This is a genomic window from Cupriavidus sp. YAF13 (assembly GCF_052113425.1).
Taxonomy (GTDB): Bacteria; Pseudomonadota; Gammaproteobacteria; order Burkholderiales; family Burkholderiaceae; genus Cupriavidus.
Window position 1 is genome coordinate 11,580 of record NZ_JBFRDD010000063.1, and the last position, 22,010, is coordinate 33,589.

General features: G+C 63.1%; 22 protein-coding genes and 1 tRNA gene. 3 read left to right on the forward strand and 20 right to left on the reverse strand.

The features are described from left to right. The 13 genes from nuoF to AB4061_RS34315 all read right to left on the reverse strand — a co-directional run bounded on the left by nuoF (nucleotide 1) and on the right by AB4061_RS34315 (nucleotide 12,105). Nucleotides 1–1,296: an NADH-quinone oxidoreductase subunit NuoF gene (gene nuoF / locus AB4061_RS34255; protein ID WP_441640613.1), complete on the reverse strand. Its 1,296-nt coding sequence runs from the start codon at nucleotides 1,294–1,296 to the stop codon at nucleotides 1–3. 1 nt (nucleotide 1,297) lies between these two features. Continuing rightward, nucleotides 1,298–1,804, reverse strand: a complete 507-nt coding sequence (gene nuoE, locus AB4061_RS34260; RefSeq protein WP_006156834.1) for an NADH-quinone oxidoreductase subunit NuoE — start codon at nucleotides 1,802–1,804, stop codon at nucleotides 1,298–1,300. Nucleotides 1,805–2,016: 212 nt separating this feature from the next. Further along, a complete protein-coding gene (locus tag AB4061_RS34265) occupies nucleotides 2,017–3,270 on the reverse strand; it encodes an NADH-quinone oxidoreductase subunit D (protein WP_006156835.1) in 1,254 nt (417 codons plus the stop codon). 9 nt (nucleotides 3,271–3,279) lie between these two features. Then, nucleotides 3,280–3,879, reverse strand: a complete 600-nt coding sequence (locus AB4061_RS34270) for an NADH-quinone oxidoreductase subunit C (protein WP_441640614.1) — start codon at nucleotides 3,877–3,879, stop codon at nucleotides 3,280–3,282. Between the two features lies 1 nt (nucleotide 3,880). After that, nucleotides 3,881–4,363, reverse strand: a complete 483-nt coding sequence (locus tag AB4061_RS34275) for a NuoB/complex I 20 kDa subunit family protein (RefSeq protein WP_006156837.1) — start codon at nucleotides 4,361–4,363, stop codon at nucleotides 3,881–3,883. 6 nt (nucleotides 4,364–4,369) lie between these two features. Next, entirely contained in the window at nucleotides 4,370–4,729 is a 360-nt protein-coding gene (locus tag AB4061_RS34280; RefSeq protein WP_006156838.1) for an NADH-quinone oxidoreductase subunit A, read from the reverse strand. Nucleotides 4,730–4,893: 164 nt separating this feature from the next. Further along, nucleotides 4,894–4,978 (reverse strand) — tRNA-Leu (locus AB4061_RS34285). 208 nt (nucleotides 4,979–5,186) lie between these two features. Then, nucleotides 5,187–5,555 carry a preprotein translocase subunit SecG gene (gene secG, locus AB4061_RS34290; RefSeq protein WP_150983745.1) on the reverse strand — a complete coding sequence of 123 codons (369 nt, stop codon included), beginning with the start codon at nucleotides 5,553–5,555 and terminating at the stop codon, nucleotides 5,187–5,189. Between the two features lie 46 nt (nucleotides 5,556–5,601). Continuing rightward, on the reverse strand, nucleotides 5,602–6,339 hold the full coding sequence (gene tpiA / locus AB4061_RS34295; protein ID WP_441640615.1) for a triose-phosphate isomerase: 738 nt from the start codon (nucleotides 6,337–6,339) through the stop codon (nucleotides 5,602–5,604). Between the two features lie 139 nt (nucleotides 6,340–6,478). Beyond that, nucleotides 6,479–7,483 (reverse strand): NAD(P)H-quinone oxidoreductase, encoded by a 1,005-nt coding sequence (locus tag AB4061_RS34300; protein ID WP_441640616.1) that lies wholly within the window; start codon nucleotides 7,481–7,483, stop codon nucleotides 6,479–6,481. Nucleotides 7,484–7,692: 209 nt separating this feature from the next. Next, nucleotides 7,693–9,897 (reverse strand): polyribonucleotide nucleotidyltransferase, encoded by a 2,205-nt coding sequence (gene pnp / locus AB4061_RS34305; RefSeq protein ID WP_043344729.1) that lies wholly within the window; start codon nucleotides 9,895–9,897, stop codon nucleotides 7,693–7,695. 500 nt (nucleotides 9,898–10,397) lie between these two features. Then, a complete protein-coding gene (gene rpsO / locus AB4061_RS34310; protein ID WP_441640617.1) occupies nucleotides 10,398–10,670 on the reverse strand; it encodes a 30S ribosomal protein S15 in 273 nt (90 codons plus the stop codon). A gap of 190 nt (nucleotides 10,671–10,860) precedes the next feature. Continuing rightward, nucleotides 10,861–12,105, reverse strand: a complete 1,245-nt coding sequence (locus AB4061_RS34315) for a branched-chain amino acid ABC transporter substrate-binding protein (RefSeq protein ID WP_441640618.1) — start codon at nucleotides 12,103–12,105, stop codon at nucleotides 10,861–10,863. Nucleotides 12,106–12,324: 219 nt separating this feature from the next. Between AB4061_RS34315 and AB4061_RS34320 the strand changes: the two genes are divergently transcribed. After that, entirely contained in the window at nucleotides 12,325–12,855 is a 531-nt protein-coding gene (locus tag AB4061_RS34320; protein ID WP_441640619.1) for a hypothetical protein, read from the forward strand. 104 nt (nucleotides 12,856–12,959) lie between these two features. Here the strand turns inward: AB4061_RS34320 and AB4061_RS34325 are convergent, their stop codons facing one another. The 7 genes from AB4061_RS34325 to AB4061_RS34355 form a co-directional block, all read right to left on the reverse strand. Further along, on the reverse strand, nucleotides 12,960–14,498 hold the full coding sequence (locus AB4061_RS34325; protein ID WP_150983739.1) for a 2-isopropylmalate synthase: 1,539 nt from the start codon (nucleotides 14,496–14,498) through the stop codon (nucleotides 12,960–12,962). 377 nt (nucleotides 14,499–14,875) lie between these two features. Next, nucleotides 14,876–15,385 carry a peptidoglycan-binding protein LysM gene (gene lysM, locus AB4061_RS34330; RefSeq protein WP_441640620.1) on the reverse strand — a complete coding sequence of 170 codons (510 nt, stop codon included), beginning with the start codon at nucleotides 15,383–15,385 and terminating at the stop codon, nucleotides 14,876–14,878. A 144-nt stretch (nucleotides 15,386–15,529) separates the two neighbouring features. Beyond that, complete coding sequence (gene pssA / locus AB4061_RS34335; protein WP_441640621.1) at nucleotides 15,530–16,432, reverse strand: CDP-diacylglycerol--serine O-phosphatidyltransferase; 903 nt, start codon at nucleotides 16,430–16,432, stop codon at nucleotides 15,530–15,532. Nucleotides 16,433–16,474: 42 nt separating this feature from the next. After that, complete coding sequence (locus AB4061_RS34340; protein ID WP_441640622.1) at nucleotides 16,475–17,119, reverse strand: phosphatidylserine decarboxylase; 645 nt, start codon at nucleotides 17,117–17,119, stop codon at nucleotides 16,475–16,477. A gap of 156 nt (nucleotides 17,120–17,275) precedes the next feature. Continuing rightward, nucleotides 17,276–18,292: a ketol-acid reductoisomerase gene (gene ilvC / locus AB4061_RS34345; RefSeq protein WP_043344720.1), complete on the reverse strand. Its 1,017-nt coding sequence runs from the start codon at nucleotides 18,290–18,292 to the stop codon at nucleotides 17,276–17,278. 97 nt (nucleotides 18,293–18,389) lie between these two features. Beyond that, on the reverse strand, nucleotides 18,390–18,881 hold the full coding sequence (gene ilvN, locus AB4061_RS34350) for an acetolactate synthase small subunit (protein WP_006156850.1): 492 nt from the start codon (nucleotides 18,879–18,881) through the stop codon (nucleotides 18,390–18,392). Beyond that, nucleotides 18,881–20,641, reverse strand: a complete 1,761-nt coding sequence (locus tag AB4061_RS34355) for an acetolactate synthase 3 catalytic subunit (RefSeq protein WP_441640623.1) — start codon at nucleotides 20,639–20,641, stop codon at nucleotides 18,881–18,883. Before AB4061_RS34355 ends, ilvN begins: the two co-directional genes overlap by 1 nt. A 369-nt stretch (nucleotides 20,642–21,010) precedes the next feature. Here AB4061_RS34355 and AB4061_RS34360 point away from each other — a divergent pair, with 369 nt between their 5' ends. Further along, nucleotides 21,011–21,577, forward strand: a complete 567-nt coding sequence (locus AB4061_RS34360; RefSeq protein ID WP_006156852.1) for an RNA polymerase sigma factor — start codon at nucleotides 21,011–21,013, stop codon at nucleotides 21,575–21,577. After that, nucleotides 21,574–22,008 (forward strand): DUF3619 family protein, encoded by a 435-nt coding sequence (locus AB4061_RS34365; protein ID WP_441640624.1) that lies wholly within the window; start codon nucleotides 21,574–21,576, stop codon nucleotides 22,006–22,008. Before AB4061_RS34360 ends, AB4061_RS34365 begins: the two co-directional genes overlap by 4 nt. The last annotated feature ends 2 nt before the right edge of the window (nucleotides 22,009–22,010 follow it).

The window sequence follows — 22,010 nt, forward strand, 5'->3', positions numbered from 1 at the left end:
TTAAGAGTAGGCCGGAACCATGCACTGCTTGTGTTCGACGTGATATTCGAACTCTTTCCAGTAGTGCTTGAGCATGCCGCGGACCGGCATCGCTGCCGCATCACCAAGCGCGCAGATAGTGCGGCCCATGATGTTTTCAGCGACGTTATTGAGCAGGTCCAGATCTTCCTGGCGCCCTTCTCCGTGTTCGATACGATTCACCATGCGATAGAGCCAGCCGGTGCCTTCACGGCACGGCGTGCACTGGCCGCACGATTCTTCAAAGTAGAAATACGACAGACGCAGCAGCGAACGAACCATGCAGCGCGTCTCGTCCATCACGATCACCGCGCCCGAGCCCAGCATCGAGCCGGCCTTGGCGATCGAGTCATAGTCCATGTCGGACGCCATCATCATGTCGCCCGGCACCACCGGGGCGGACGAGCCGCCCGGGATCACTGCCTTGATGCGCTTGCCGCCGCGCATGCCGCCGGCGAGTTCCAGCAGGGTCGCGAACGGCGTGCCCAGCGGGATCTCATAGTTGCCGGGGCGCTCGACGTCGCCGGAGATCGAGAAGATCTTGGAGCCGCCATTGTTCGGCTTGCCCATCTTCAGGTAGTTTTCCGGCCCGATCGACAACAGGAACGGCACCGCGGCAAACGTCTCCGTGTTGTTGATGGTGGTCGGCTTGCCGTACAGGCCGAAGCTGGCCGGGAACGGCGGCTTGAAGCGCGGCTGGCCTTTCTTGCCTTCCAGCGATTCGAGCAGCGCGGTTTCCTCGCCACAGATGTAGGCGCCGTAGCCGTGGTGGGCGTGCAGCTGGAAGTCAAAGCCCGAGCCCAGGATGTTGTCACCCAGGAAACCGGCGGCACGTGCCTCTTCGAGGGCTTGCTCGAAAATCTTGTACTCGTTCCAGATCTCGCCGTGGATGTAGTTGTAGCCCACGGTGATGCCCATCGCGTACGCACCGATGGCCATGCCTTCAATCAGCGCATGCGGGTTGTAGCGGATGATGTCGCGGTCCTTGAAGGTACCGGGCTCGCCCTCGTCGGTGTTGCAGACCAGGTATTTCTGGCCGGGGAACTGRCGCGGCATGAAGCTCCACTTCAGGCCSGTGGGRAAGCCYGCGCCGCCRCGGCCGCGCAGGCCSGAGGCCTTGACGTCCGCGATCACCTGCTCGGGCGTGATCTTCTCGGTCAGGATGCGCTTGAGCTGCTGGTAGCCACCGCGCTTGACGTAGTCGTCGAGGTGCCAGTTGCTGCCATCGAGGCCAGCCRGGATCAGCGGCTTGATATGGCGGTCGTGCAGAGAGGTCATGTTACTTATCTCCCTTGGCTGCAGTGCTGCCGGCGGCCTTGAGCTCGTCGACGAGCGCGTCCAGCTTGGCGTCGCTCATATGGCTGCACATGCGGGTATTGTTGACGATCATCACCGGTGCGTCGCCGCAGGCGCCCATGCACTCGCCTTCCTTGAGGGTGAAGGTGCCGCACGGGGTGGTTTCGTTGTAGCCGATCCCCAGCTTTTGCTTGAGGTAGTCGCCGGCACGTTCGCCGCCGGAGAGTGCGCACGGCAGGTTGGTGCAGACGGTCAGCTTGTACTTGCCGACCGGCTTGGTGTCGTACATGTTGTAGAAGGTTGCAACCTCCTCGACCCATACCGGCGGCATGTCGAGGTAGCTGGCAACAAACTGCATGACTTCCGGGGAGACCCAGCCCACTTCGCCCTGCGCCACGGCCAACGCCGCCATCACGGCCGACTGCTTCTGGTCAGCCGGATACTTGGCGATCGCGCGATCGATTTCCTTGAGAGCTTCTGCTGATAGCATGGTCGTTGCTGTAATACGCCGTGTCATTTGCGGATCTGCGCCGCCACATGGCGCGCATCCCGCAGGTTTGCAGCCGTCGCTGCCGTTGCAGCCCGCATGTCAAAGGCATGCTGGGCTCACCGCGGGTTTCCCGTGACCGGACACGATCGATTGTGGGTCCGTGCCAGGGGCGCCCGGATCGTCGTCCGGGGCCGGCGGCTCTTGTTAGCTCGTCAGCGGTCGATTTCGCCGAAGACGATGTCTTGCGTACCGATGATCGTTACCGCATCCGCAATCATGTGGCCCTTGGCCATTTCATCCAGTGCGGCCAGATGGGCAAAGCCCGGGGCACGGATCTTCAGGCGATACGGCTTGTTCGCACCGTCGGAGATGGCATAGATGCCGAACTCGCCCTTCGGGTGCTCCACTGCCGCGTAAGTCTCGCCTTCGGGCACGTGAATGCCTTCGGTGAAGAGCTTGAAGTGGTGGATCAGCTCTTCCATGTTCGACTTCATGTCCACGCGCGACGGCGGCGCCACCTTGTGGTTGTCGCTCATCACCGGGCCCGGATTGCGGCGCAGCCAGTCAATGCACTGCTTGATGATGTTGTTGGACTGGCGCATTTCTTCCACGCGCACCAGGTAGCGGGAGTAGCAATCGCCGCCCACGCCCACCGGCACCTGGAAGTCCATGCGGTCATACACTTCGTAGGGCTGCTTCTTGCGCAGGTCCCACTCGATGCCGGAGCCGCGCAGCATCGGGCCGGTAAAGCCCATCTGCAGCGCGCGCTCGGGACTCACCACGCCAATGCCGACCAGGCGTTGCTTCCAGATCCGGTTGTCCGTCAGCAGCGTCTCGTATTCGTCGACGTACTTCGGGAAGCGGTTGGTGAAGTCCTCGATGAAGTCCAGCAGCGAGCCCGAGCGCGCTTCGTTCATGGCCTTGATGGCGCGCTCGTTGTGGATCTTCGACGCCTTGTATTGCGGCATCGTGTCCGGCAGGTCGCGGTACACGCCGCCCGGACGGTAGTAAGCCGCGTGCATGCGCGCACCCGACACCGCCTCGTACATGTCGAACATGTCTTCGCGTTCGCGGAAGGCGTACAGGAACACCGCCATCGCGCCCACGTCGAGCGCGTGCGAGCCGATCCACATGAGGTGGTTCAGCAAGCGCGTGATTTCGTCGAACATCACGCGGATGTACTGCGCGCGAATCGGCACCTCGAGACCCAGCATCTTCTCGATGGCCATCACGTAGGCATGCTCGTTGACCATCATCGACACGTAGTCGAGGCGGTCCATGTACGGCACGCTCTGGATCCAGGTCTTCTGCTCGGCCAGCTTTTCGGTGGCACGGTGCAGCAGGCCGATGTGCGGGTCGGCGCGCTGGATGACTTCGCCGTCCAGCTCCAGCACAAGGCGCAGCACGCCGTGTGCCGCAGGGTGCTGCGGGCCGAAGTTAAGGGTGTAATTCTTGATGTCTGCCATTGCGCGTTCTCAGTGCTGCAAGCCGCCGTAATTCTCTTCGCGGATCACGCGGGGCGTGACCTCGCGCGGCTCGATCGTGACGGGCTGATAGATCACCCGCTTTTGCTCGGGGTCGTAGCGCATCTCGACATAGCCCGAGACCGGGAAATCCTTGCGGAACGGGTGGCCGACAAAACCATAGTCGGTCAGCAGGCGGCGCAGGTCGTTGTGGCCTTCGAACACGATGCCGTAGAAGTCGAACGCTTCGCGCTCGAACCAGTTCGCCGAGTTCCAGACGTCGGTCAGCGAGGGCACCACGGGCACGTCGTCGTCCGGCGCGAACACGCGTACGCGCAAGCGCCAGTTATGCTTGATCGAGATCAGGTGCGTCACGGCCGCGAAACGGGGACCGTCCCAGGCGCCGTCGCCGTAGGTGGAATAGTCGACGCCGCACACATCGAGCAGCTGCTCAAAATGCAGTGCGGGATCGTCGCGCAGCATCAGCGCGCTTTCCAGGTAGTCATCGGCCTTGACGATAAGGGTAATCTCGCCTAGCGCCTCTACCAGTTTCTGGATACGCTTGCCCAGTACCTTTTCGAGCGCGGCCTTCAGAGTATCGAGGTTCGACATGTCAGCCCTTGCGCGCGATGGTGTTGGTGCGACGGATCTTGTTCTGCAACTGGATGATGCCGTAGATCAACGCTTCCGCCGTCGGGGGGCAGCCAGGCACATAGATATCCACCGGCACGATCCGATCGCAACCACGCACCACTGAATACGAGTAGTGATAGTAGCCACCGCCATTCGCGCAGGAACCCATCGAGATCACCCAACGCGGCTCTGCCATCTGGTCATAGACCTTGCGCAGCGCGGGGGCCATCTTGTTGCACAGCGTGCCGGCCACGATCATCACGTCCGACTGGCGCGGCGACGGGCGGAAAATCACGCCGAAGCGGTCCATGTCGTAGCGCGCGGCGCCAGCATGCATCATTTCCACAGCGCAGCACGCCAGGCCAAAGGTCATCGGCCAGAGCGACCCGGTGCGGGTCCAGTTGATCAGCTTGTCAGCGGTAGTCGTGACGAAGCCTTCATTGAGAACGCCTTCGATTGCCATATCACATCACTCCCAATCGAGCGCGCCCTTTTTCCAGATGTAGACGAAGCCCACGATGAATTCCAGCAGAAACACGCCCATGGCGAAGAAACCCGGCCAGCCGATATCCCGCAGGGCTACACCCCAGGGAAACAGGAAGGCGGTCTCGAGATCGAACAGGATAAAAAGAATAGCGATGAGGTAGTAGCGCACGTCGAACTTCATGCGCGCGTCCTCGAACGCTTCGAAGCCGCACTCGTACGGAGAGAGCTTCGCGGGATCAGGTTTGTTTGGACCGAGAATTCGGCCAATCGACATCAGTGCAATGCCGAGCACGACACCGAAGATGATGAAGATGAGGACGGGGAAGTAGGCTTCGAGATTCAAGGTACGGCCAGCCTTATCTGGAATGTTGTCAACAGCACCAGCGGTAAGCGGCGTCCTGTTGCCCACCCCAAGCGCCATTCCGTAGAAATTACGACGCCGCCTTGCGGACTGGCCGGGGCATACATCCGGGATGCGCTCCGGATGTATGCCCCGATCAAGTTGTTTGGTGCCGACGGCGAGACTCGAACTCGCACAGCTTTCGCCACTACCCCCTCAAGATAGCGTGTCTACCAATTTCACCACGTCGGCTGGGGGAGAAACAATATTGCCTCGCGCCGGGCTTTTCAGGGCCCTGGGTTTTTACACCCTTCGGAACTCTGGCTGGGATACTACTTTATCCTGGCTGGAGCCCCGTCGCTGGGGGATCGTTTCAAGCCTTGTATTCTAACCTAGGATTCTTGTTTTGTTCAATGCACAACAGCAAAAATCTTCAAGAATAAGTCACAAGGCTGGTTGATTATTTCGGTACAGCAGGCGCAGAAGGATTCGAGGCCGCGGCAGCCGATGCAGCAGCAGGCGCCGAAGCCCCCGCCACCGCCGGCGCCACCGCGGGCGCGGAGCCCATCACGCCCAGCGAAGCTGCCGGCCGGTAGTTGCCCATCAGCGTCAGGCTCAGCGTGCAGATGAAGAACAGCGTCGCCAGCACGGCGGTGGTACGCGACAGGAAGTTGGCCGAGCCGGTGGCGCCGAACAGGCTGCCCGAGGCCCCCGAGCCGAACGCCGCGCCGACATCAGCGCCCTTGCCATGCTGCAGCAGCACCAGGCCAATCACGCCAAGCGCGGACAGTACCTGCGCCACTACCAACAAAGTTTTGAAAATTGCCATTTGGTTCGATTCGCTTGCCTGATCAGACCCTATGAGCGGCCGGCATTCAGGCGTTGCCGATCGCGAGGAAATCGTCCGACTTCAACGAGGCGCCTCCGATGAGGCCCCCGTCGATGTCGGGCATGGAAAATAGTTCTGCCGCGTTGTCCGGCTTCACGCTGCCACCGTACAACATGGCCATGCGAGCCGCCACGCCTGCGTCGCGCGCCGCCACCTGGGCGCGCAGGAAAGCGTGCACGGCCTGGGCCTGCTCGCTGCTTGCGGTCTTGCCCGTGCCGATCGCCCACACTGGCTCATAGGCCAGCACGATGCGGCCGAGTTGCTCAAGCGAGAGGGCCTCGAGCACGGCGCCGAGCTGGCGGCCAACCACGGCCTCGGTCTCGCCGGCCTCGCGCTGCGCCAGGCTCTCGCCCACGCACACCACCGGCACAATGCCGAACTCCAGCGCGCGCACCGCCTTGGCCGCCACCGTGGCATCGGTCTCGCCATGGTAGCTGCGGCGCTCCGAATGCCCCACCAGGGCATACGAAACACCGAACTCAGCCAGCATGGAGGCCGCGACCTCGCCCGTGAAGGCACCACGCGCCTCGGCGGACACGTCCTGCGCGCCCCAGGCCACCACGGACCCGGCCAGCAACGCCTGGCACTGCGCAAGATACGGGAACGGCGCGCATACCGCCAGGCGCGCGCTTGCGGGCGCTGCCTTGATCGCTTCCAGCAAGGCCACATTGGCAGCCAGGCTGCCGTRCATCTTCCAGTTGCCGATAACGAGCTTTTGTCTCACAGGGCGCCCCTCTCAATCAAACCGGCTATTGTAGCGCGCGCCAAGGCCCTACGCCACAGAAGGGCCCCTAAATCGGCCCGGGGCGCGAGGCCCCGGCCGCACTCGGCCACACTCGGCCATCAGCCCGCTACCAGCGGCATTACCAGGTAAGGACGATCTTGCCGATGTGCTCGCTGGACTCCATCAGCCGATGCGCATCGGCGGCCTGGGCGGCCGGGAAGGTCTGGTGGATCAACGGCTTGATCTTGCCCGCGGCCAGCAGCGGCCACACGTGCTGGTGCAACGCCTGCGCGATCTCGCCCTTGAACGCCACCGGGCGGGGACGCAGCGTGGAGCCCGTCACGGTGATACGGCGGCGCAGGATATCGCCCAGCGGGATCTCGGCCTTGGCGCCACCCAGCAGCGCGATGATCACAATGCGGCCATCGTCGGCGACGCAGGCCAGCTCGCGCGCCAGATACGGGCCGGCCACCATGTCGAGGATGACATCCGCGCCACGGCCGCCGGTCAGGGCCTTGACCTCGGCGACAAAGTCCTCGGCCTTGTAGTTGATGGCACGGTCGGCGCCCAGTTCCTCGCAGGCACGGCACTTGTCGGCGCTGCCGGCGGTGACGAAGACTTTGTGGCCCAGGGCCTTGGCGATCTGGATGGCGGTCGTGCCGATGCCGCTCGAGCCGCCCTGAATCAGCAGGGTCTCGTCCTTGCCCAGCGGGCCGCGGCCCAGGTAGCCGCGATCGAATACGTTGCTCCACACGGTGAAGAACGTCTCCGGCAATGCGGCCGCCTCGACATCCGACAGGCCCGCCGGCACCGGCAGGCATTGCGCCGCGGGGGCCACGCACAACTCGGCGTAGCCGCCGCCCTGCACCAGCGCGCACACGCGATCGCCCAGCTTCAGGCCGAAGCGGTTGTCGGGGTGCGCCAGGTCGCCGCCGGCCACCACGCCGGCCACTTCCAGGCCCGGCAGGTCGGACGCGCCGGGTGGCACCGGGTAGTTGCCGGTACGCTGGAATACATCTGGACGGTTGATGCCGGCCGCGGCCACGCGGATCAGGATCTCGCCGGCCTTGGGCACGGGGTCGGGGCGTTGCGCCAGCTGCAGGACTTCGGGGGCGCCGTACTCGCGGATTTCGATGGCTTGCATTGCTGCTCCTTGCGGTTAGGGACCTCGCGCATGCGGCGGGCTCGCGCACGCAGGGCGGGGGGATCAATCTGGGCACCCGCCATGCAGCGGGCCGAACAGCCGGGCCGCATGGGGTGGGACTGGCGGGAGTGTAAACAAAAAAGCGGCTGGACATCGCCAGCCGCTTTTTCTGCTACGGGTACCGTCGTTCTACCGGCACCGTAAAACGCTTACTGCTGTTGCTGATCAGCCGAAGGCGTCGTCGGCGCGGCCGGTGCTGCCGGTGCTGCCGGAGCAGCCGGTGCCTCGCTGGTGTTGGCGATCGGGCTGATGCTGCCGCCCTCTTCGGCCAGCGCGGCCTTCAGGGACAGGCGCAGGCGGCCCTTCTCGTCAGCCTGGATCAGCTTGACGCGCACGTGTTGACCTTCCTTGAGCCAGTCCTTGATGTCCTTGACGCGTTCGTTGACGATCTCGGAGATATGCAGCAGGCCATCCTTGCCCGGCAGGATGTTGACGATGGCGCCAAAGTCCAGCAGCTTGAGCACGGTGCCGGCGTAGATCTTGCCCACTTCGGCTTCCGCGGTGATGCCTTCGATGCGGCGCTTGGCTTCGGCCATGCCTTCGGTCGAGGTCGAGGCGATGGTGATGGTACCGTCTTCCTGGATGTCGATGGTGGTGCCGGTTTCCTTGGTCAGGGCCTGGATGGTCGAGCCGCCCTTGCCGATCACTTCGCGGATCTTGTCCGGATGGATCTTCATGGTGATCATGCGCGGTGCGTGCTCCGACAGCTCGGTGCGCGCATGGCCCATCGCGTCCTGCATCTTGCCCAGGATATGCAGGCGGCCTTCCTTGGCTTGCGCCAGCGCGACCTGCATGATTTCCTTGGTGATGCCCTGGACCTTGATGTCCATCTGCAGCGCGGTGATGCCGGTGTCGGTACCCGCGACCTTGAAGTCCATGTCGCCGAGGTGGTCCTCGTCGCCCAGGATGTCGGTCAGCACGGCGAACTTGTTGCCTTCCAGGATCAGGCCCATGGCCACGCCGGCCACGTGCGCCTTGATCGGAACGCCTGCGTCCATCAGTGCCAGGCAGCCGCCGCACACCGATGCCATCGACGACGAGCCGTTGGATTCGGTGATTTCGGACACCAGGCGGATGGTGTAGGCAAATTCGTCATCCTTCGGCAGGACCGGGATCAGCGCGCGCTTGGCCAGGCGGCCGTGGCCGATTTCGCGGCGCTTGGGGCTGCCCACGCGGCCGGTTTCGCCGGTGGCGAACGGAGGCATGTTGTAGTGGAGCATGAAGCGGTCGCGGTACTCGCCGGCGAGCGCGTCGATGATCTGCTCATCGCCCTTGGTGCCCAGCGTGGCAACCACCAGCGCCTGGGTTTCGCCACGGGTGAAGATGGCCGAGCCGTGAGCGCGCGGCAGCACCGACGAGCGGATCTCGATCGGGCGCACGGTGCGGGTGTCGCGGCCGTCGATGCGCGGCTCGCCCGACAGCACCTGGCTGCGCACGATCTTGGCTTCGATGTCGAACAGCACGTTGCCCACTTCGACCTTGTCGGCTTCCACGCCGGCTTCGGCCAGCTTTGCCGCCACGGTGGCGTAGACTTCCTTGAGCTTTTGGCTGCGAGCCGACTTCTGGCGCAGCTGGTAGACGTCCTGCAGCAGCGGCAGGGCGATTTCGCCGACCTTGGCGATCAGCGCTTCGTTCTTCGGGGCCGCGGTCCAGTCCCACTCCGGCTTGCCGCCGTCGCGCACCAGGTCATGGATGGCATTGATGGCCGTCTGCATTTGCTCGTGGCCGTAGACCACGGCGCCCAGCATCACCTCTTCCGACAGTTGGCGGGCTTCCGACTCCACCATCAGTACGGCGCGCTCGGTACCGGCAACCACCAGGTCCAGTTCCGAAGCGGCGATTTGCGAGCGGGTCGGGTTCAGCAGGTACTGGCCGTCCTTGTAGCCAACGCGCGCTGCGCCGACCGGGCCGCTGAACGGAATGCCCGACACTGCCAGGGCAGCCGAGGCGCCGATCAGGGCGGGGATGTCAGCCGGGACTTCCGGGTTCAGCGACAGCACGTGGATGACCACTTGCACTTCGTTGTAGAAGCCTTCCGGGAACAGCGGGCGCAGCGGGCGGTCGATCAGGCGCGAGGTCAGCGTCTCGTTTTCCGACGGACGGCCTTCACGCTTGAAGAAGCCACCGGGGATCTTGCCGGCAGCGTAGGTCTTTTCGATGTAGTCGACGGTCAGCGGGAAGAAATCCTGGCCGGCCTTGGGCGACTTGGCAGCGACAACGGTGGCGAGCACCACGGTGTCTTCAATGTCGACGATCACGGCACCGCCAGCCTGGCGGGCAACCTCGCCGGTTTCCAGGCGCACCTTGTGCTGGCCCCACTGGAATTCCTTGACGATCTTGTTGAACATGGTCATGAGCGTTCCTTTTGTTCGTGCTTGCACGCTTGTGCAACGCCCGCGTTAGCAGCCGCGGGCGAACTGCCGGATCAGCGTCGGCCTCAGTCACAGGGRAGTGCTATGCCATTCCAGCGCGATACCTGGTGCGATACCTGGTTCTGGTACGTGGGCATCTGCCTGGGCAAATACCGCGCTGGAATGACACAAAGCCCCGCTTCCTTGCCCGACTCCGGTATGGATTAACAGTAAAAAAGCTGAAAAAAGCTAAAGAACACAGTAACTTACTCCGTTGCACGTCTTGGCGCAACGTGTGCCAGCCCTCGGGGTCATGGCACCATCAAGTAGAGCAAAAATCACTTGCAGCAATACCAGACATCGACCGGGCAGCGGCCGGACCTGCGACATTTCATCCGCAAAAACAAAATGCCTGCATCAGCGAGGCTGACGCAGGCATTAGTGGCTCACGCGAAGGCGTGCAGTGCATCCATTCGTGCTGCCATCCGGACGATCCTGGCTGCTTACTTACGCAGGCCGAGCTTCTCGATCAGCGAACGATAACGGTCGGCATCGTTGGCCTTGAGGTAGTCCAGCAGGCGACGACGACGGCTCACCATGCGCAGCAGACCGCGGCGGCTGTGGTGATCCTTCATGTTGGCCTTGAAGTGGGGGGTCAGTTCGTTGATGCGGGTGGTCAGCAAAGCGACCTGGACTTCGGGGCTACCCGTGTCGTTGGCGGCACGTGCGAACTGCTTGATGACTTCGGTTTTGCTGCTGACTTGGGCTTCTGCCATGGTGATTTCCTTTTCACTTGCGAACGCTACAGCACGAAATGTGCCGCATGCGTCGTGCCTTGTGCGTGTCTTACATACAGGCAACTGTCTCGCCGGGCCGGTTTTTGACAACCGGCTGGCTATGACAGCGGGCGATTATAACGGAAAACGGGCCGGCGATGGCATTTGCGGCAACGCCGGCCCGGAGCCGCTAGAACCGCTCCATCTTGCAAGTCGTGGGCAACATGGTCTGCGCCGACTTTAGCTTCCTCACCGTGCGAAAGCCATAGCCCGACCCCTCGTTGTCAAAGCGCACATCGCCGCCCTGCTTCTCCATCACCGACACGTAGAGCGGCTGCAGCACCTGGTGGTCATCGGCGCGGATCGTCGCATCATGGAAGTCGTTGACGTAGCGCATGCCCTCCAGCGCACGCGCCACCTTGACGGCGTCGGTCGAGCCCGCCTGCTCGATGGCCCTGGCAAGCATCTCCACCATCATCTGCATGCGCAGGTGAACGTAGTCGTCCCTGGGCTCAGGGTAACGGGCACGGAACGCCTGGTAGAACGCGTCCGACGCCGCGCCGCCCACGTTGGGGTGCCACTCCGCCACCGCGAGCACACGCCCTACCCCGGCATCGCCCATGGCCGCCGGCGCGCCCAGCCCGTTGCCGTAGAAGGTGTAAAACTTGGCGTTCAGCCCGCCCTCGCGCGCGGCCTTGATCATCAGTGTGAGATCGTTGCCCCAGTTGCCCGTGATCACCGCATCCGCGCCGCTGGCCTTGATCTTGGCGATATACGGGGCAAAGTCCTTGATCTTGCCGATCGGGTGGAACTCATCGCCCACGATGCGCAGCTCAGGCCGCTTGGCCGCCAGCATCTCCCGTGCCGAACGCGACACCTGATGGCCGAAACTGTAGTCCTGGTCGATCAGGTAGACGCGCCGAACGCCGGCATCGGCACGGATGACTTCGGTCAGGGCCTGCATGCGCATGTCGGCGCTGGCATCGAAGCGGAAGTGCCAGAAGCTGCACCCCTCGTTGGTCAGTGTGGGATCGACCGCCGAGTAATTCAGGAAGAGCACGCGGGCATCGGGCTGCCGGCTGTTGTGGCGGTTGATCGCGCTGACCAGCGCGCCAGCCACCGCTGAGCTGTTGCCCTGCAGGACAAAGGGAATCCGCTTGTCCACCAGAGCGCGCAACTGGATCAGGCTCTCGTCGACATTGCCCTTGCTATCGAAGGTAACCAGCTCGAGGGGCCGCGCGCCTTCCGCGGTCTTGACGCCACCGCGCGCATTGACGCGGTCGATGGCGATCCGCAGGTTGCGCACCACCGCGTCGCCAGCGTTGGCAAAGGGGCCGGACAACCCTTCGATCATGCCGAGACGGATCGGCTCCTGCGCGCCGGCGCTCGCCGCCACCGCCAGCAAACAGCCCGCCAGCCATCGTTTAGCCCACATCAAGTGATCTCCCGCCAAAGCGCTGCATGGTAAGCCAGGGACCCAGCCTAGGCAAATCGGATCGCATTCGCGGCAAAACGGGAAATTGGGCGAGGATGGGGGTGCCATGGCGGCGCTTACCCTCAGAAAGCCAGCACGTGCCACATGAGGCGCACACAACTTCTGCGCGCCGCTACACTCTTAGTCCATATCATCACGAATTTGAACAAGAGGACTGTCATGAACGCCTCATCGTCGCGCCGTGCTGCCCAGTGGCTCGTGCTAGCTGCAGCGGCAGCGGTCCTGCCGGCCTGCTCGGTGCTGCAACCGGTCAAAGCCGGCCAGGACATGGTGGGCGCGCCAGAAGCCGCCGTACAAGCCCATTTCGGCACGCCAACCGATACCTACCAGCTAGCCGACGGCACGCAGCGCTGGATCTACTCCAAGCAACCCTTCGGGCAACAATCCTACGCGGCTGACTTCGACCGCAGCGGCCATCTGACCATGTTCCGGCAGATGCTGCAAACCAGCGAGCTCTACAAGGCGAAAGTCGATGTGTGGACCAAGCTGGACGTGGAGCAACACTTCGGCAAGCCGCGCGAGCCCAAGCAGTATTACCCGCTGATGAAGCGCGAAGTGTGGTCTTACCGCTTCAAGCATGAAGACAACTGGCCGTCGATGTTCCATTTCTATTTCGACGACGCCGGCGTGCTGCGCCAGACCCAGATCACGCCAGACCCGCTCGCGGACGGGCCTGGCCGGCGCCGCTGAAGGCAGAGAAATGCAAAAAGCCCGCCGTCATCCTCATGGGAATGCGGCGGGCCGATTCAAGCCCCGCGGCCGGATAGGCCGCGAGCTTACCGGTCAGATCGGGATCAGATCTGCGGGTTGATCTTCTGCACGGCCTTGTCGTGCAGTTTGTTCAGCGCGGCCAGGTAGGCCTTGGCCGAGGCGGCCACGATATCGGGATCGGTGCCCACGCCGTTAACGATGCGCCCACCCTTGGACAAACGGACCGTCACTTCGCCCTGGGCCTGCGTGCCGGCGGTGATGGCATTGACCGAATACAGCACCAGCTCGGCGCCGCTGGCGACCTTGCCCTCGATGGCGTGCAGCGTGGCATCGACCGGGCCATTGCCCTCGCCTTCCCCCGTCACCTCATTGCCGTCCATGTTGAACACCACGCGCGCATGCGGGCGCTCGCCGGTCTCGGAGTGCTGCGACAGCGAGATAAAGCGGAAGTGCTCGTTGACGTCGTGCGCCTCGTCGGAAACGATGGCCATGATGTCTTCATCGAAGATCTCGGACTTCTGGTCGGCGAGTTCCTTGAAGCGGGTGAACGCGGCGTTGACCTCGCCCTCGCTCTCCAGCTCGATGCCGAGTTCCTGCAGGCGTTGCTTGAAGGCGTTGCGGCCCGAGAGCTTGCCCAGCACGATCTTATTGGCGGTCCAGCCCACGTCTTCCGCGCGCATGATCTCGTAGGTATCGCGCGCCTTCAGCACGCCATCCTGGTGGATGCCCGAAGCATGCGCGAAGGCATTGGCGCCCACAACGGCCTTGTTGGGCTGCACCACGAAGCCGGTGATCTGCGACACCAGTTTGGAAGCCGGCACGATCTGCGTGGTATCCACGCCGACGTCCATGTCGAAGTAGTCGCGGCGCGTCTTCACCGCCATCACGACTTCTTCCAGGCTGGTATTGCCGGCACGCTCGCCGAGGCCGTTGATGGTGCACTCGACCTGGCGCGCACCGCCGAGCTTGACCGCCGCCAGCGAATTGGCCACGGCCATGCCGAGGTCGTTGTGGCAATGCACGGACCAGATGGCCTTGTCGGAATTGGGGATGCGTTCGCGCACCGAGCGGATCAGGCCCGCGTAGCCTTCCGGCACGGCGTAGCCCACCGTATCCGGCAGGTTGATGGTGGTAGCGCCTTCCTTGATCACGCCTTCGAGCACGCGGCACAGGAAATCCATGTCCGAGCGGCTGCCGTCTTCGGGCGAGAATTCGATATCGTCGGTGAACTGGCGCGCAAAGCGCACCGCCTGGATGGCTTGCTCGAAAACCTGGTCCGGCGTCATGCGCAGCTTCTTTTCCATATGCAGCGCCGAGGTGGCGATGAAGGTATGGATGCGGAAGGAGTTGGCCGGCTTGAGCGCCTCCGCGGCGCGGGCGATATCGCGGTCGTTGGCGCGGGCCAGCGAGCAGATGGTCGAATCCTTGACGACCTGGGCGATGGAGCGGATCGCTTCGAAGTCGCCGTTGGAGCTGGCGGCGAAGCCCGCTTCGATCACGTCGACCTTCAGGCGCTCCAGCTGGCGCGCGATGCGGATCTTTTCCTCGCGGGTCATGGAGGCGCCGGGCGACTGCTCGCCGTCGCGCAAGGTGGTGTCGAAAATAATGAGTTTGTCGGACATGGTTGGGGCTCCTGGGCTGACTTTTGTATTTGGTGAATCGGGTGGATGTCTCGGCATCCGCCGTTTCGTTCTGCTGTGCTGCTGTATTCGTGCTGAATGCAAAACGCCCCGGCGTGCAGTGATGCAGGCCGGGGCGTTTATAAATCCTGTGTGACTTTACGCGAGGGGCTTGGCTTCCCTCAGCGCGAACGCGTCCCGACCTGACGGCCTAGTAGGCCACCTAGAATGGTGCGGGCGAGTAGAGCTTGGCGCGAAATCATGTGAGCGACTATAGCCGAGAAGCCAGGTGTGTGCAATATGGATGCATCAATCAGGCCGTATCCGGCCGACAGCCGAAAAACAGGCCAGGGAGCGCCATGCCCCCTGGGCGGCGGGCGTCAGGCCTTGGGCGGGATGCGCAACTTCTGGCCGGGGTAGATCTTGTCCGGATTCGTCAACATCGGCTCGTTGGCCTCGAAAATCGCGGTGTACAGCGCGCCGTTGCCGTAGGCCGTCTGGGAGATCGCCCACAGGGTGTCGCCCTTGACCACGGTGTGCCAGGTCGATTCGGTGGAGTCGACATTGACCGACATCTTGTCGTCGACCTTGTCCACGCCTTGCACATTGCCGCAGCACAGGATGATCTTCTCGCGGGTGGCCTGGTCCGGCGCCACGCCGAACACCGTCACCAGCCCTTGCGAGCCGTCCACCTGCACCATCAACCCGGTGGCGTCGAGGTTCATCTGCTTGATGTAGCCTTCGATGGCATCGCCGGCGGCGCGGTTGGCCGCATCGGCATCGGCATCCGCCGCCGGCGCATCGGCCGGATCCGCCGCGGGAGCGGCTTGCGCTGCGCTGCCGCCAAACAGCTTCTCTCCTGCTTCCTTGATGAAGTCGAGCATGCCCATGAGAACCTCCAGTGATAAGTGGACAACAAGGGGGACTACATACAACCGAGGCTACAGTGAACCACGGCAAACGCCACGGCAATGCGGCAGCCTGGAAAACAAATGTAAAAAAAGGCGCCGCAGCGCCTTTTTACCAACCTGTGATCAGGATCGATCGTTCCCGCCGTCCCGCACCTTGCGGATTTCGGCCGGCTTGCCGTGCAGCGCATGCCAGCCCCACAGCAGGTAGCCGGAGATGGCGTAGGCCACGAACAGGCCAAACAACGCCACCGGCGGATCCGTCGAGACCACCACGAACAAGACCAGCACCAGCACCATCATGCCGAAGGGCACGCGATAGCGCACATCGAGCGCCTTGCCGCTATAGAACGGCGCGTTGGAGACCATCGACAAGCCGGCGTACAGCGTGATGCCGAACGCCACCCACGGCATCCACAGGTCCTTGACCGGCAGCTTGTTGTCGATCACCAGCCAGACAAAGCCGGCCACCAGCGCCGCCGCCGCCGGGCTGGGCAGCCCCTGGAAGAAGCGCTTGTCGACCACGCCGATGTTGGCATTGAAGCGCGCCAGGCGTAGCGCGGCGCAGGTGCAATACACAAAGGCGGCAATCCAGCCCCACTTGCCCAGGTCGTGCAGGATCCACTCATACATCACCAGCGCCGGCGCCACCCCGAACGAGGTCATGTCCGACAACGAATCGTATTGCTCGCCAAACGCGCTCTGCGTATTGGTGATGCGTGCGACACGCCCGTCCATGCCGTCCAGCACCATCGCGGCGAAGATGGCGATGGCCGCGCTGTCAAAGCGCATGTTCATGGCCTGCACGATGGCAAAGAAGCCGGCGAACAGCGCCGCGGTGGTGAACGCGTTGGGCAGCAGGTAAATGCCGCGACGCCGCGGGCGCACGTACTCGATGTCGTGATCGTCCCCGGCTTCGTCGTCGAAACTGTCGGACTCGTTGCCACGCAACTGATTGTGGCGGAAAGGACGCAAGTTGGTCACGTTGCCATTGGTAACGCGCTTATTGCGTCGGTTGAAAGCACCCATGCCTGTTCTCCAGTGGGTCTGATCTGTTCCGGCGTCGCCGGATTAATCCAGCTCAGCCAGGATGGTCGACGAGGCCGACACCTTCTCGCCGATGGTCACGCGCGGGCGCGCATCCACCGGCAGGTAGACGTCGACACGCGAGCCAAAGCGGATGAAGCCATAGCGCTGGCCGCGCGACAGCGTCTCGCCGACGCGGGTGTAGCAGAGGATGCGGCGGGCCACCAGGCCGGCCACCTGTACCAGGGTCACCACCTTGCCGTCTGCGGCACGGCGGATGACCACGGCGTTGCGTTCGTTCTCGATCGAAGCCTTGTCGAGGTCGGCGTTGACGAACTTGCCGGGAAAATACTCGACCTTCTCGACCTTGCCGTCCACGGACACCCGGTTGGAGTGTACGTTGAACACGTTCATGAAGACGCTGATCTTCAGCGCCTCGCGGCCCGCGTACGGGTCCATGGTCTTCTCGACCACCACGATGCGGCCATCGGCAGGCGCCAGGACAGCGTTCGGCTGGGCGGGAATGGACCGCGGCGGATCACGGAAGAACTGCAGCACGAACAGTGTAATGATCCACAGCGGCAAGGCCCACCAGAAGCCGGCGCTGACCTGCACCAGCAGCGAGATGACAAAGGCGCCAGCCAGGAACGGCCAGCCTTCACGGGCGATCAGCGGATGAGGATAGTTCATGCAATGCTTACTTGGTGGATAAAGTCTGACAAGGATAACAAAAAGCCGTTCAGCCCCCGCCTGAATAGCCCCTCGAGAGGGGGAATTGTGCGGAACACTGAACGGCTGCGGCCCGCGCCGTCAGGAGCGGCGGGCCGTCGGGCTGTCTAGTACAGCTTAGTTCTTCGACTGGTCGACCAGCTTGTTCTTTGCGATCCAGGGCATCATCGCGCGCAGCTTGGCACCCACTTCTTCGATCTGGTGCTCAGCGGTCAGGCGGCGGCGCGAGATCAGGGTCGGGGCGCCGGCCTTGTTCTCGAGCAAGAAGCTCTTGGCGTACTCGCCGGTCTGGATGTCGGTCAGGCATTGCTTCATGGCCTTCTTGGTCTCCTCGGTCACGACGCGCGGGCCGGTGACGTATTCGCCGTATTCGGCGTTGTTGGAGATCGAGTAGTTCATGTTGGCGATGCCGCCTTCATAGATCAGGTCGACGATCAGCTTGAGTTCGTGCAGGCACTCGAAGTAAGCCATTTCCGGCGCGTAGCCAGCTTCCACCAGCGTTTCGAAGCCAGCCTTGATCAGCTCGACGGTACCGCCGCACAGCACGGCTTGCTCGCCGAACAGGTCGGTTTCGGTTTCTTCGCGGAAGTTGGTTTCGATGATGCCGGCGCGGCCGCCGCCGTTGGCGGTAGCGTACGACAGGGCGATGTCACGGGCGGCGCCGGACTTGTCCTGGTGCACGGCGATCAGGTGGGGCACGCCGCCGCCTTGGGCGTAGGTCGAGCGCACGGTGTGGCCCGGAGCCTTCGGCGCGATCATGATGACGTCGAGGTCGGCGCGCGGGATCACGGCACCGTAGTGCACGTTGAAGCCGTGGGCGAAGGCCAGTGCGGCGCCTTGCTTGATGTTGTCGTGCACTTCGTTCTTGTACACGTCGGCGATCTGCTCGTCCGGCAGCAGGATCATGACCACGTCGGCGTCCTTGACGGCGTCAGCCACTTCCTTGACCTGCAGGCCGGCGTTGACGGCCTTGTTCCACGATGCGCCGCTCTTGCGCAGGCCAACGGTGACCTTGACGCCGGAGTCGTTCAGGTTCTGCGCGTGGGCGTGGCCTTGCGAGCCGTAGCCGATGATGGTGACGTTCTTGCCCTTGATCAGGGAGAGGTCGGCGTCCTTGTCGTAAAACACTTTCATGATGGTTCCTTCAGTCTTTCGTTTTCGTGTGTCGGGTTGGCGGCCACCGCCCGGCTAGTGCCGGCACCGGCGCCGCCCTTGGATACTGCAATCAGGCTCAGACCTTCAGGATGCGCTCGCCGCGGCCAATGCCCGAGCCGCCGGTACGGACGGTCTCGAGGATGGCGGCGCGGTCGATGGCGTCCAGGAAGGCATCCAGCTTGCCGCCGTTGCCGGTCAGCTCGATGGTGTAGGTCTTCTCGGTGACGTCGATGATGCGGCCGCGGAAGATGTCGGCGGTGCGCTTCATTTCCTCGCGCTCCTTGCCGACCGCGCGCACCTTCACGAGCATCAGCTCGCGCTCGATGTGCGCGCCCTCGGTCAGGTCCACCACCTTGACCACTTCCACCAGGCGGTTCAGGTGCTTGGTGATCTGCTCGATGATGTCGTCCGAACCGCTGGTGACGATCGTCATGCGCGACAGCGAGGCGTCTTCGGTGGGGGCCACCGTCAGCGTCTCGATGTTGTAGCCGCGCGCCGAGAACAGGCCCACCACGCGCGACAGCGCGCCCGGTTCATTTTCCAGCAGGACCGAAATGATATGTCGCATTACAGGTCCTCCGCGCCGAGCAGCATCTCGGAGATGCCCTTGCCGGCCTGGACCATCGGCCACACGTTTTCAGTCGGGTCGGTCTGGAAATCGAGAAACACGGTACGGTCTTTCAGGCGGAAGGCTTCGCGCAGGGCGGGCTCGACGTCGGCCGTCTTTTCGATGCGCATGCCGATATGGCCATAGGCCTCAGCCAGCTTGACGAAGTCGGGCAGCGCGTCCATGTAGGAATGCGAGTAGCGGTTGTCGTACTCGATTTCCTGCCACTGGCGCACCATGCCGAGATAGCGGTTGTTGAGCGCGCAGATCTTCACCGGGGTGTCGTACTGCAGGCAGGTCGACAGCTCCTGGATGTTCATCTGGATCGAGCCTTCGCCGGTGATGGTCACCACTTCCTTCTCGGGGAAGGCTTTCTTGATGCCCATCGCGTACGGCAAGCCCACGCCCATCGTGCCCAGGCCGCCGGAATTGATCCAGCGGCGCGGCTCGTTGAACTTGTAGAACTGCGCGGCCCACATCTGGTGCTGGCCCACGTCCGAGCAGACGAAGGCATCGCCGTGCGTCAGCTCCCAGATCTTCTCAACCACGTACTGCGGCTTGATGATCTCGGAGTTGCGGTCGTACTTGAGGCAGTCCACCGAACGCCATTGCTCGATCTGTTCCCACCACTTGGCCAGGGCCTCGCGCTTGGGCTTGACGTCGCTGGCCTGCAGCTGCGAGATCAGCTCCTGCAGCACATCCTTGACGTGGCCCACGATGGGAATGTCGACCTTGACCCGCTTCGAGATGGAAGACGGATCGATGTCGATATGGATGATCTTGCGCGGCTGCGAGGTGAAGTGCGCCGGGTTGCCGATCACGCGATCGTCGAAACGCGCCCCGATGGCGATCAGCACGTCGCAGTTCTGCATGGCCATGTTGGCTTCATACGTGCCGTGCATGCCGAGCATGCCGACGAACTGCTTGCTGGTGCCGGGGAACGAGCCGAGGCCCATCAGCGTGTTGGTGACCGGATGGCCGGTCAGCGCGGCAAGCTGGCGCAGCTCTTCGCTGGCGTTGGCCAGCACCACACCGCCACCTGCATAGATGAACGGCCGCTCGGCGCCCTGCAACAGCGCGAGCGCCTTGCGGATCTGGCCCGAATGGCCCTTGTTCACCGGGTTGTACGAGCGCATGTCGACCGACTTGGGATACTCGTACTTGCAGGCATTGCGCGAGACGTCCTTGGGAATATCGACGACAACGGGGCCGGGACGGCCGGTTGCGGCAATATAGAACGCCTTCTTGATGGTCGCGGCGAGATCGCGGACGTCCTTGACCAGGAAGTTGTGCTTGACGATGGGGCGGGTGATGCCGACCGTGTCGCATTCCTGGAAAGCATCCTGGCCGATAGCGTGCGTCGGCACGTTACCGGTGATGATCACCATCGGGATCGAGTCCAGGTAGGCCGTGGCAATGCCCGTCACCGCATTGGTGACGCCGGGACCAGAGGTCACCAGGGCGCAGCCCACCTTGCCGGTCGCACGCGCATAGCCGTCTGCGGCATGAACCGCGGCCTGCTCGTGACGCACCAGGATGTGCTCGATCTTCTTTTGCTTGTAAAACTCGTCGTAGATATACAGCACTGCGCCGCCGGGGTAGCCCCAGACGTACTCGACGCCTTCTTCGGCAAGTGCGTGAACGAGAATCTCCGCCCCGATCATTTCGGGTGCGGCGGATGAATTGCTGTCTGCGTGGAATTCCGCGCTGGGCATGTTCATTTTAGTCCTTTGCAATTTTCGGCAAAAAATTGTTCGGATGCTCTCTGCCGGGCTTGTGGCACGGGTTCAAGCGGTGCGCGTCTGCATGATAGACCGCCTCATAAGCGGCCGAATGAGACAACCACTGATGTCGTGTGAACCCGCGACGATACTGGATTGATTCGGGCTTGTCTACGGGCTTTTTTAAGCGAGGGGGCATCCCGTCACCCTTCAGACTCCGCCGCCGCGCGCTGAGCCTGAATGACCACAAAAGAGAACAAGGATGGTCACCGGGGGGGTTATTTGCTAGCATCCCACCATTTTGGACGTGCAAGAAGCCCTACCCTGCACTTCCACCGGCCAAGGCCCCACCGTCTGTACCCCGCCTGCATGGCAACCGATCAGGAACTATCCGACTTTCTCGCCAGCGTCGAGCGGCGCGCCTTCAAACAGGCCGTGTTTGCGGTGCGCGACGACGAAGCCGCCCTGGACATCGTCCAGGACGCGATGATCAAGCTCGCCGAAAAATACGGCGACAAGAGCGCCGCCGAACTCGCGCCGCTGTTCCAGCGCATACTCCAGAACACCATTCACGACTGGTTCCGCCGCCAGAAAGTACGCAATACCTGGGTCACCCTGTTTTCCAACCTGCGCGACGACCGCGAAGGCGAGGATAATGACCTGCTCGACACTTTCGAGGCCGAAATCGGCTCCGAATCAGCGGAAAGCAGCGCCGACAAGGTGGAACGCGCCCAGACCATGCACATCATCGAACAGGAGATCCAGCGCCTGCCGACACGTCAACGCGAAGCCTTCCTGATGCGTTACTGGGAGGATATGGACGTCGCGGAAACGGCTGCTGTCATGGGATGCTCCGAAGGCAGCGTCAAGACGCACTGTTCCCGTGCCACGCACACACTGGCGCAGGCATTGCGAGCGCGGGGGGTCCGACTATGAGCACCAGAAACGAAAAAGAAATCAACGAACGCCGCCTGGCACACGATATCCGCACGGCACTAGATGCCTCTGCGAATGCGTTGCCGGACAATGTGACCGATCGGCTTGCCGCCGCGCGGCGGATTGCGCTGTCTCGCAAGAAAGCGCATGCCGCCGTCGCCGTGCCGCAACTGGCCTCGGCCGGGATGCCCACGCTCTCTTTCGACGAGGACGACTCGGCACTCCACCGCGCAGGTTCCTGGCTGCGCCGCCTTGGGCTGGTATGGACGCTGGTGGCGCTGGCCGCCGGGCTGGCGGGCATCTACCACTGGCAGCAGCAAAAGCGCGTCGATGAGCTGGCGGATGTGGACGCAGCGATGCTGCTCGACGACCTCCCGCCGACGGCATACGCGGATCAGGGCTTCCACGTGTTCCTCAAGCGCGGTCAGTAGGC

Excerpts from the sequence above, each read along its gene's own strand:
- AB4061_RS34325 (WP_150983739.1), bottom strand. The coding sequence starts at position 14,498 with ATGTCCGACAAACTCATTATTTTCGACACCACCTTGCGCGACGGCGAG.
- AB4061_RS34320 (WP_441640619.1), top strand. The coding sequence starts at position 12,325 with ATGAACGCCTCATCGTCGCGCCGTGCTGCCCAGTGGCTCGTGCTAGCT.
- secG (WP_150983745.1), bottom strand. The coding sequence starts at position 5,555 with ATGGCAATTTTCAAAACTTTGTTGGTAGTGGCGCAGGTACTGTCCGCG.
- lysM (WP_441640620.1), bottom strand. The coding sequence starts at position 15,385 with ATGGGCATGCTCGACTTCATCAAGGAAGCAGGAGAGAAGCTGTTTGGC.
- rpsO (WP_441640617.1), bottom strand. The coding sequence starts at position 10,670 with ATGGCAGAAGCCCAAGTCAGCAGCAAAACCGAAGTCATCAAGCAGTTC.
- pssA (WP_441640621.1), bottom strand. The coding sequence starts at position 16,432 with ATGGGTGCTTTCAACCGACGCAATAAGCGCGTTACCAATGGCAACGTG.
- AB4061_RS34265 (WP_006156835.1), bottom strand. The coding sequence starts at position 3,270 with ATGGCAGACATCAAGAATTACACCCTTAACTTCGGCCCGCAGCACCCT.
- AB4061_RS34365 (WP_441640624.1), top strand. The coding sequence starts at position 21,574 with ATGAGCACCAGAAACGAAAAAGAAATCAACGAACGCCGCCTGGCACAC.
- AB4061_RS34340 (WP_441640622.1), bottom strand. The coding sequence starts at position 17,119 with ATGAACTATCCTCATCCGCTGATCGCCCGTGAAGGCTGGCCGTTCCTG.
- AB4061_RS34315 (WP_441640618.1), bottom strand. The coding sequence starts at position 12,105 with ATGTGGGCTAAACGATGGCTGGCGGGCTGTTTGCTGGCGGTGGCGGCG.
- AB4061_RS34355 (WP_441640623.1), bottom strand. The coding sequence starts at position 20,641 with ATGAACATGCCCAGCGCGGAATTCCACGCAGACAGCAATTCATCCGCC.
- AB4061_RS34360 (WP_006156852.1), top strand. The coding sequence starts at position 21,011 with ATGGCAACCGATCAGGAACTATCCGACTTTCTCGCCAGCGTCGAGCGG.
- ilvC (WP_043344720.1), bottom strand. The coding sequence starts at position 18,292 with ATGAAAGTGTTTTACGACAAGGACGCCGACCTCTCCCTGATCAAGGGC.
- ilvN (WP_006156850.1), bottom strand. The coding sequence starts at position 18,881 with ATGCGACATATCATTTCGGTCCTGCTGGAAAATGAACCGGGCGCGCTG.
- AB4061_RS34300 (WP_441640616.1), bottom strand. The coding sequence starts at position 7,483 with ATGCAAGCCATCGAAATCCGCGAGTACGGCGCCCCCGAAGTCCTGCAG.
- AB4061_RS34275 (WP_006156837.1), bottom strand. The coding sequence starts at position 4,363 with ATGGCAATCGAAGGCGTTCTCAATGAAGGCTTCGTCACGACTACCGCT.
- nuoE (WP_006156834.1), bottom strand. The coding sequence starts at position 1,804 with ATGCTATCAGCAGAAGCTCTCAAGGAAATCGATCGCGCGATCGCCAAG.
- pnp (WP_043344729.1), bottom strand. The coding sequence starts at position 9,897 with ATGACCATGTTCAACAAGATCGTCAAGGAATTCCAGTGGGGCCAGCAC.
- AB4061_RS34270 (WP_441640614.1), bottom strand. The coding sequence starts at position 3,879 with ATGTCGAACCTCGATACTCTGAAGGCCGCGCTCGAAAAGGTACTGGGC.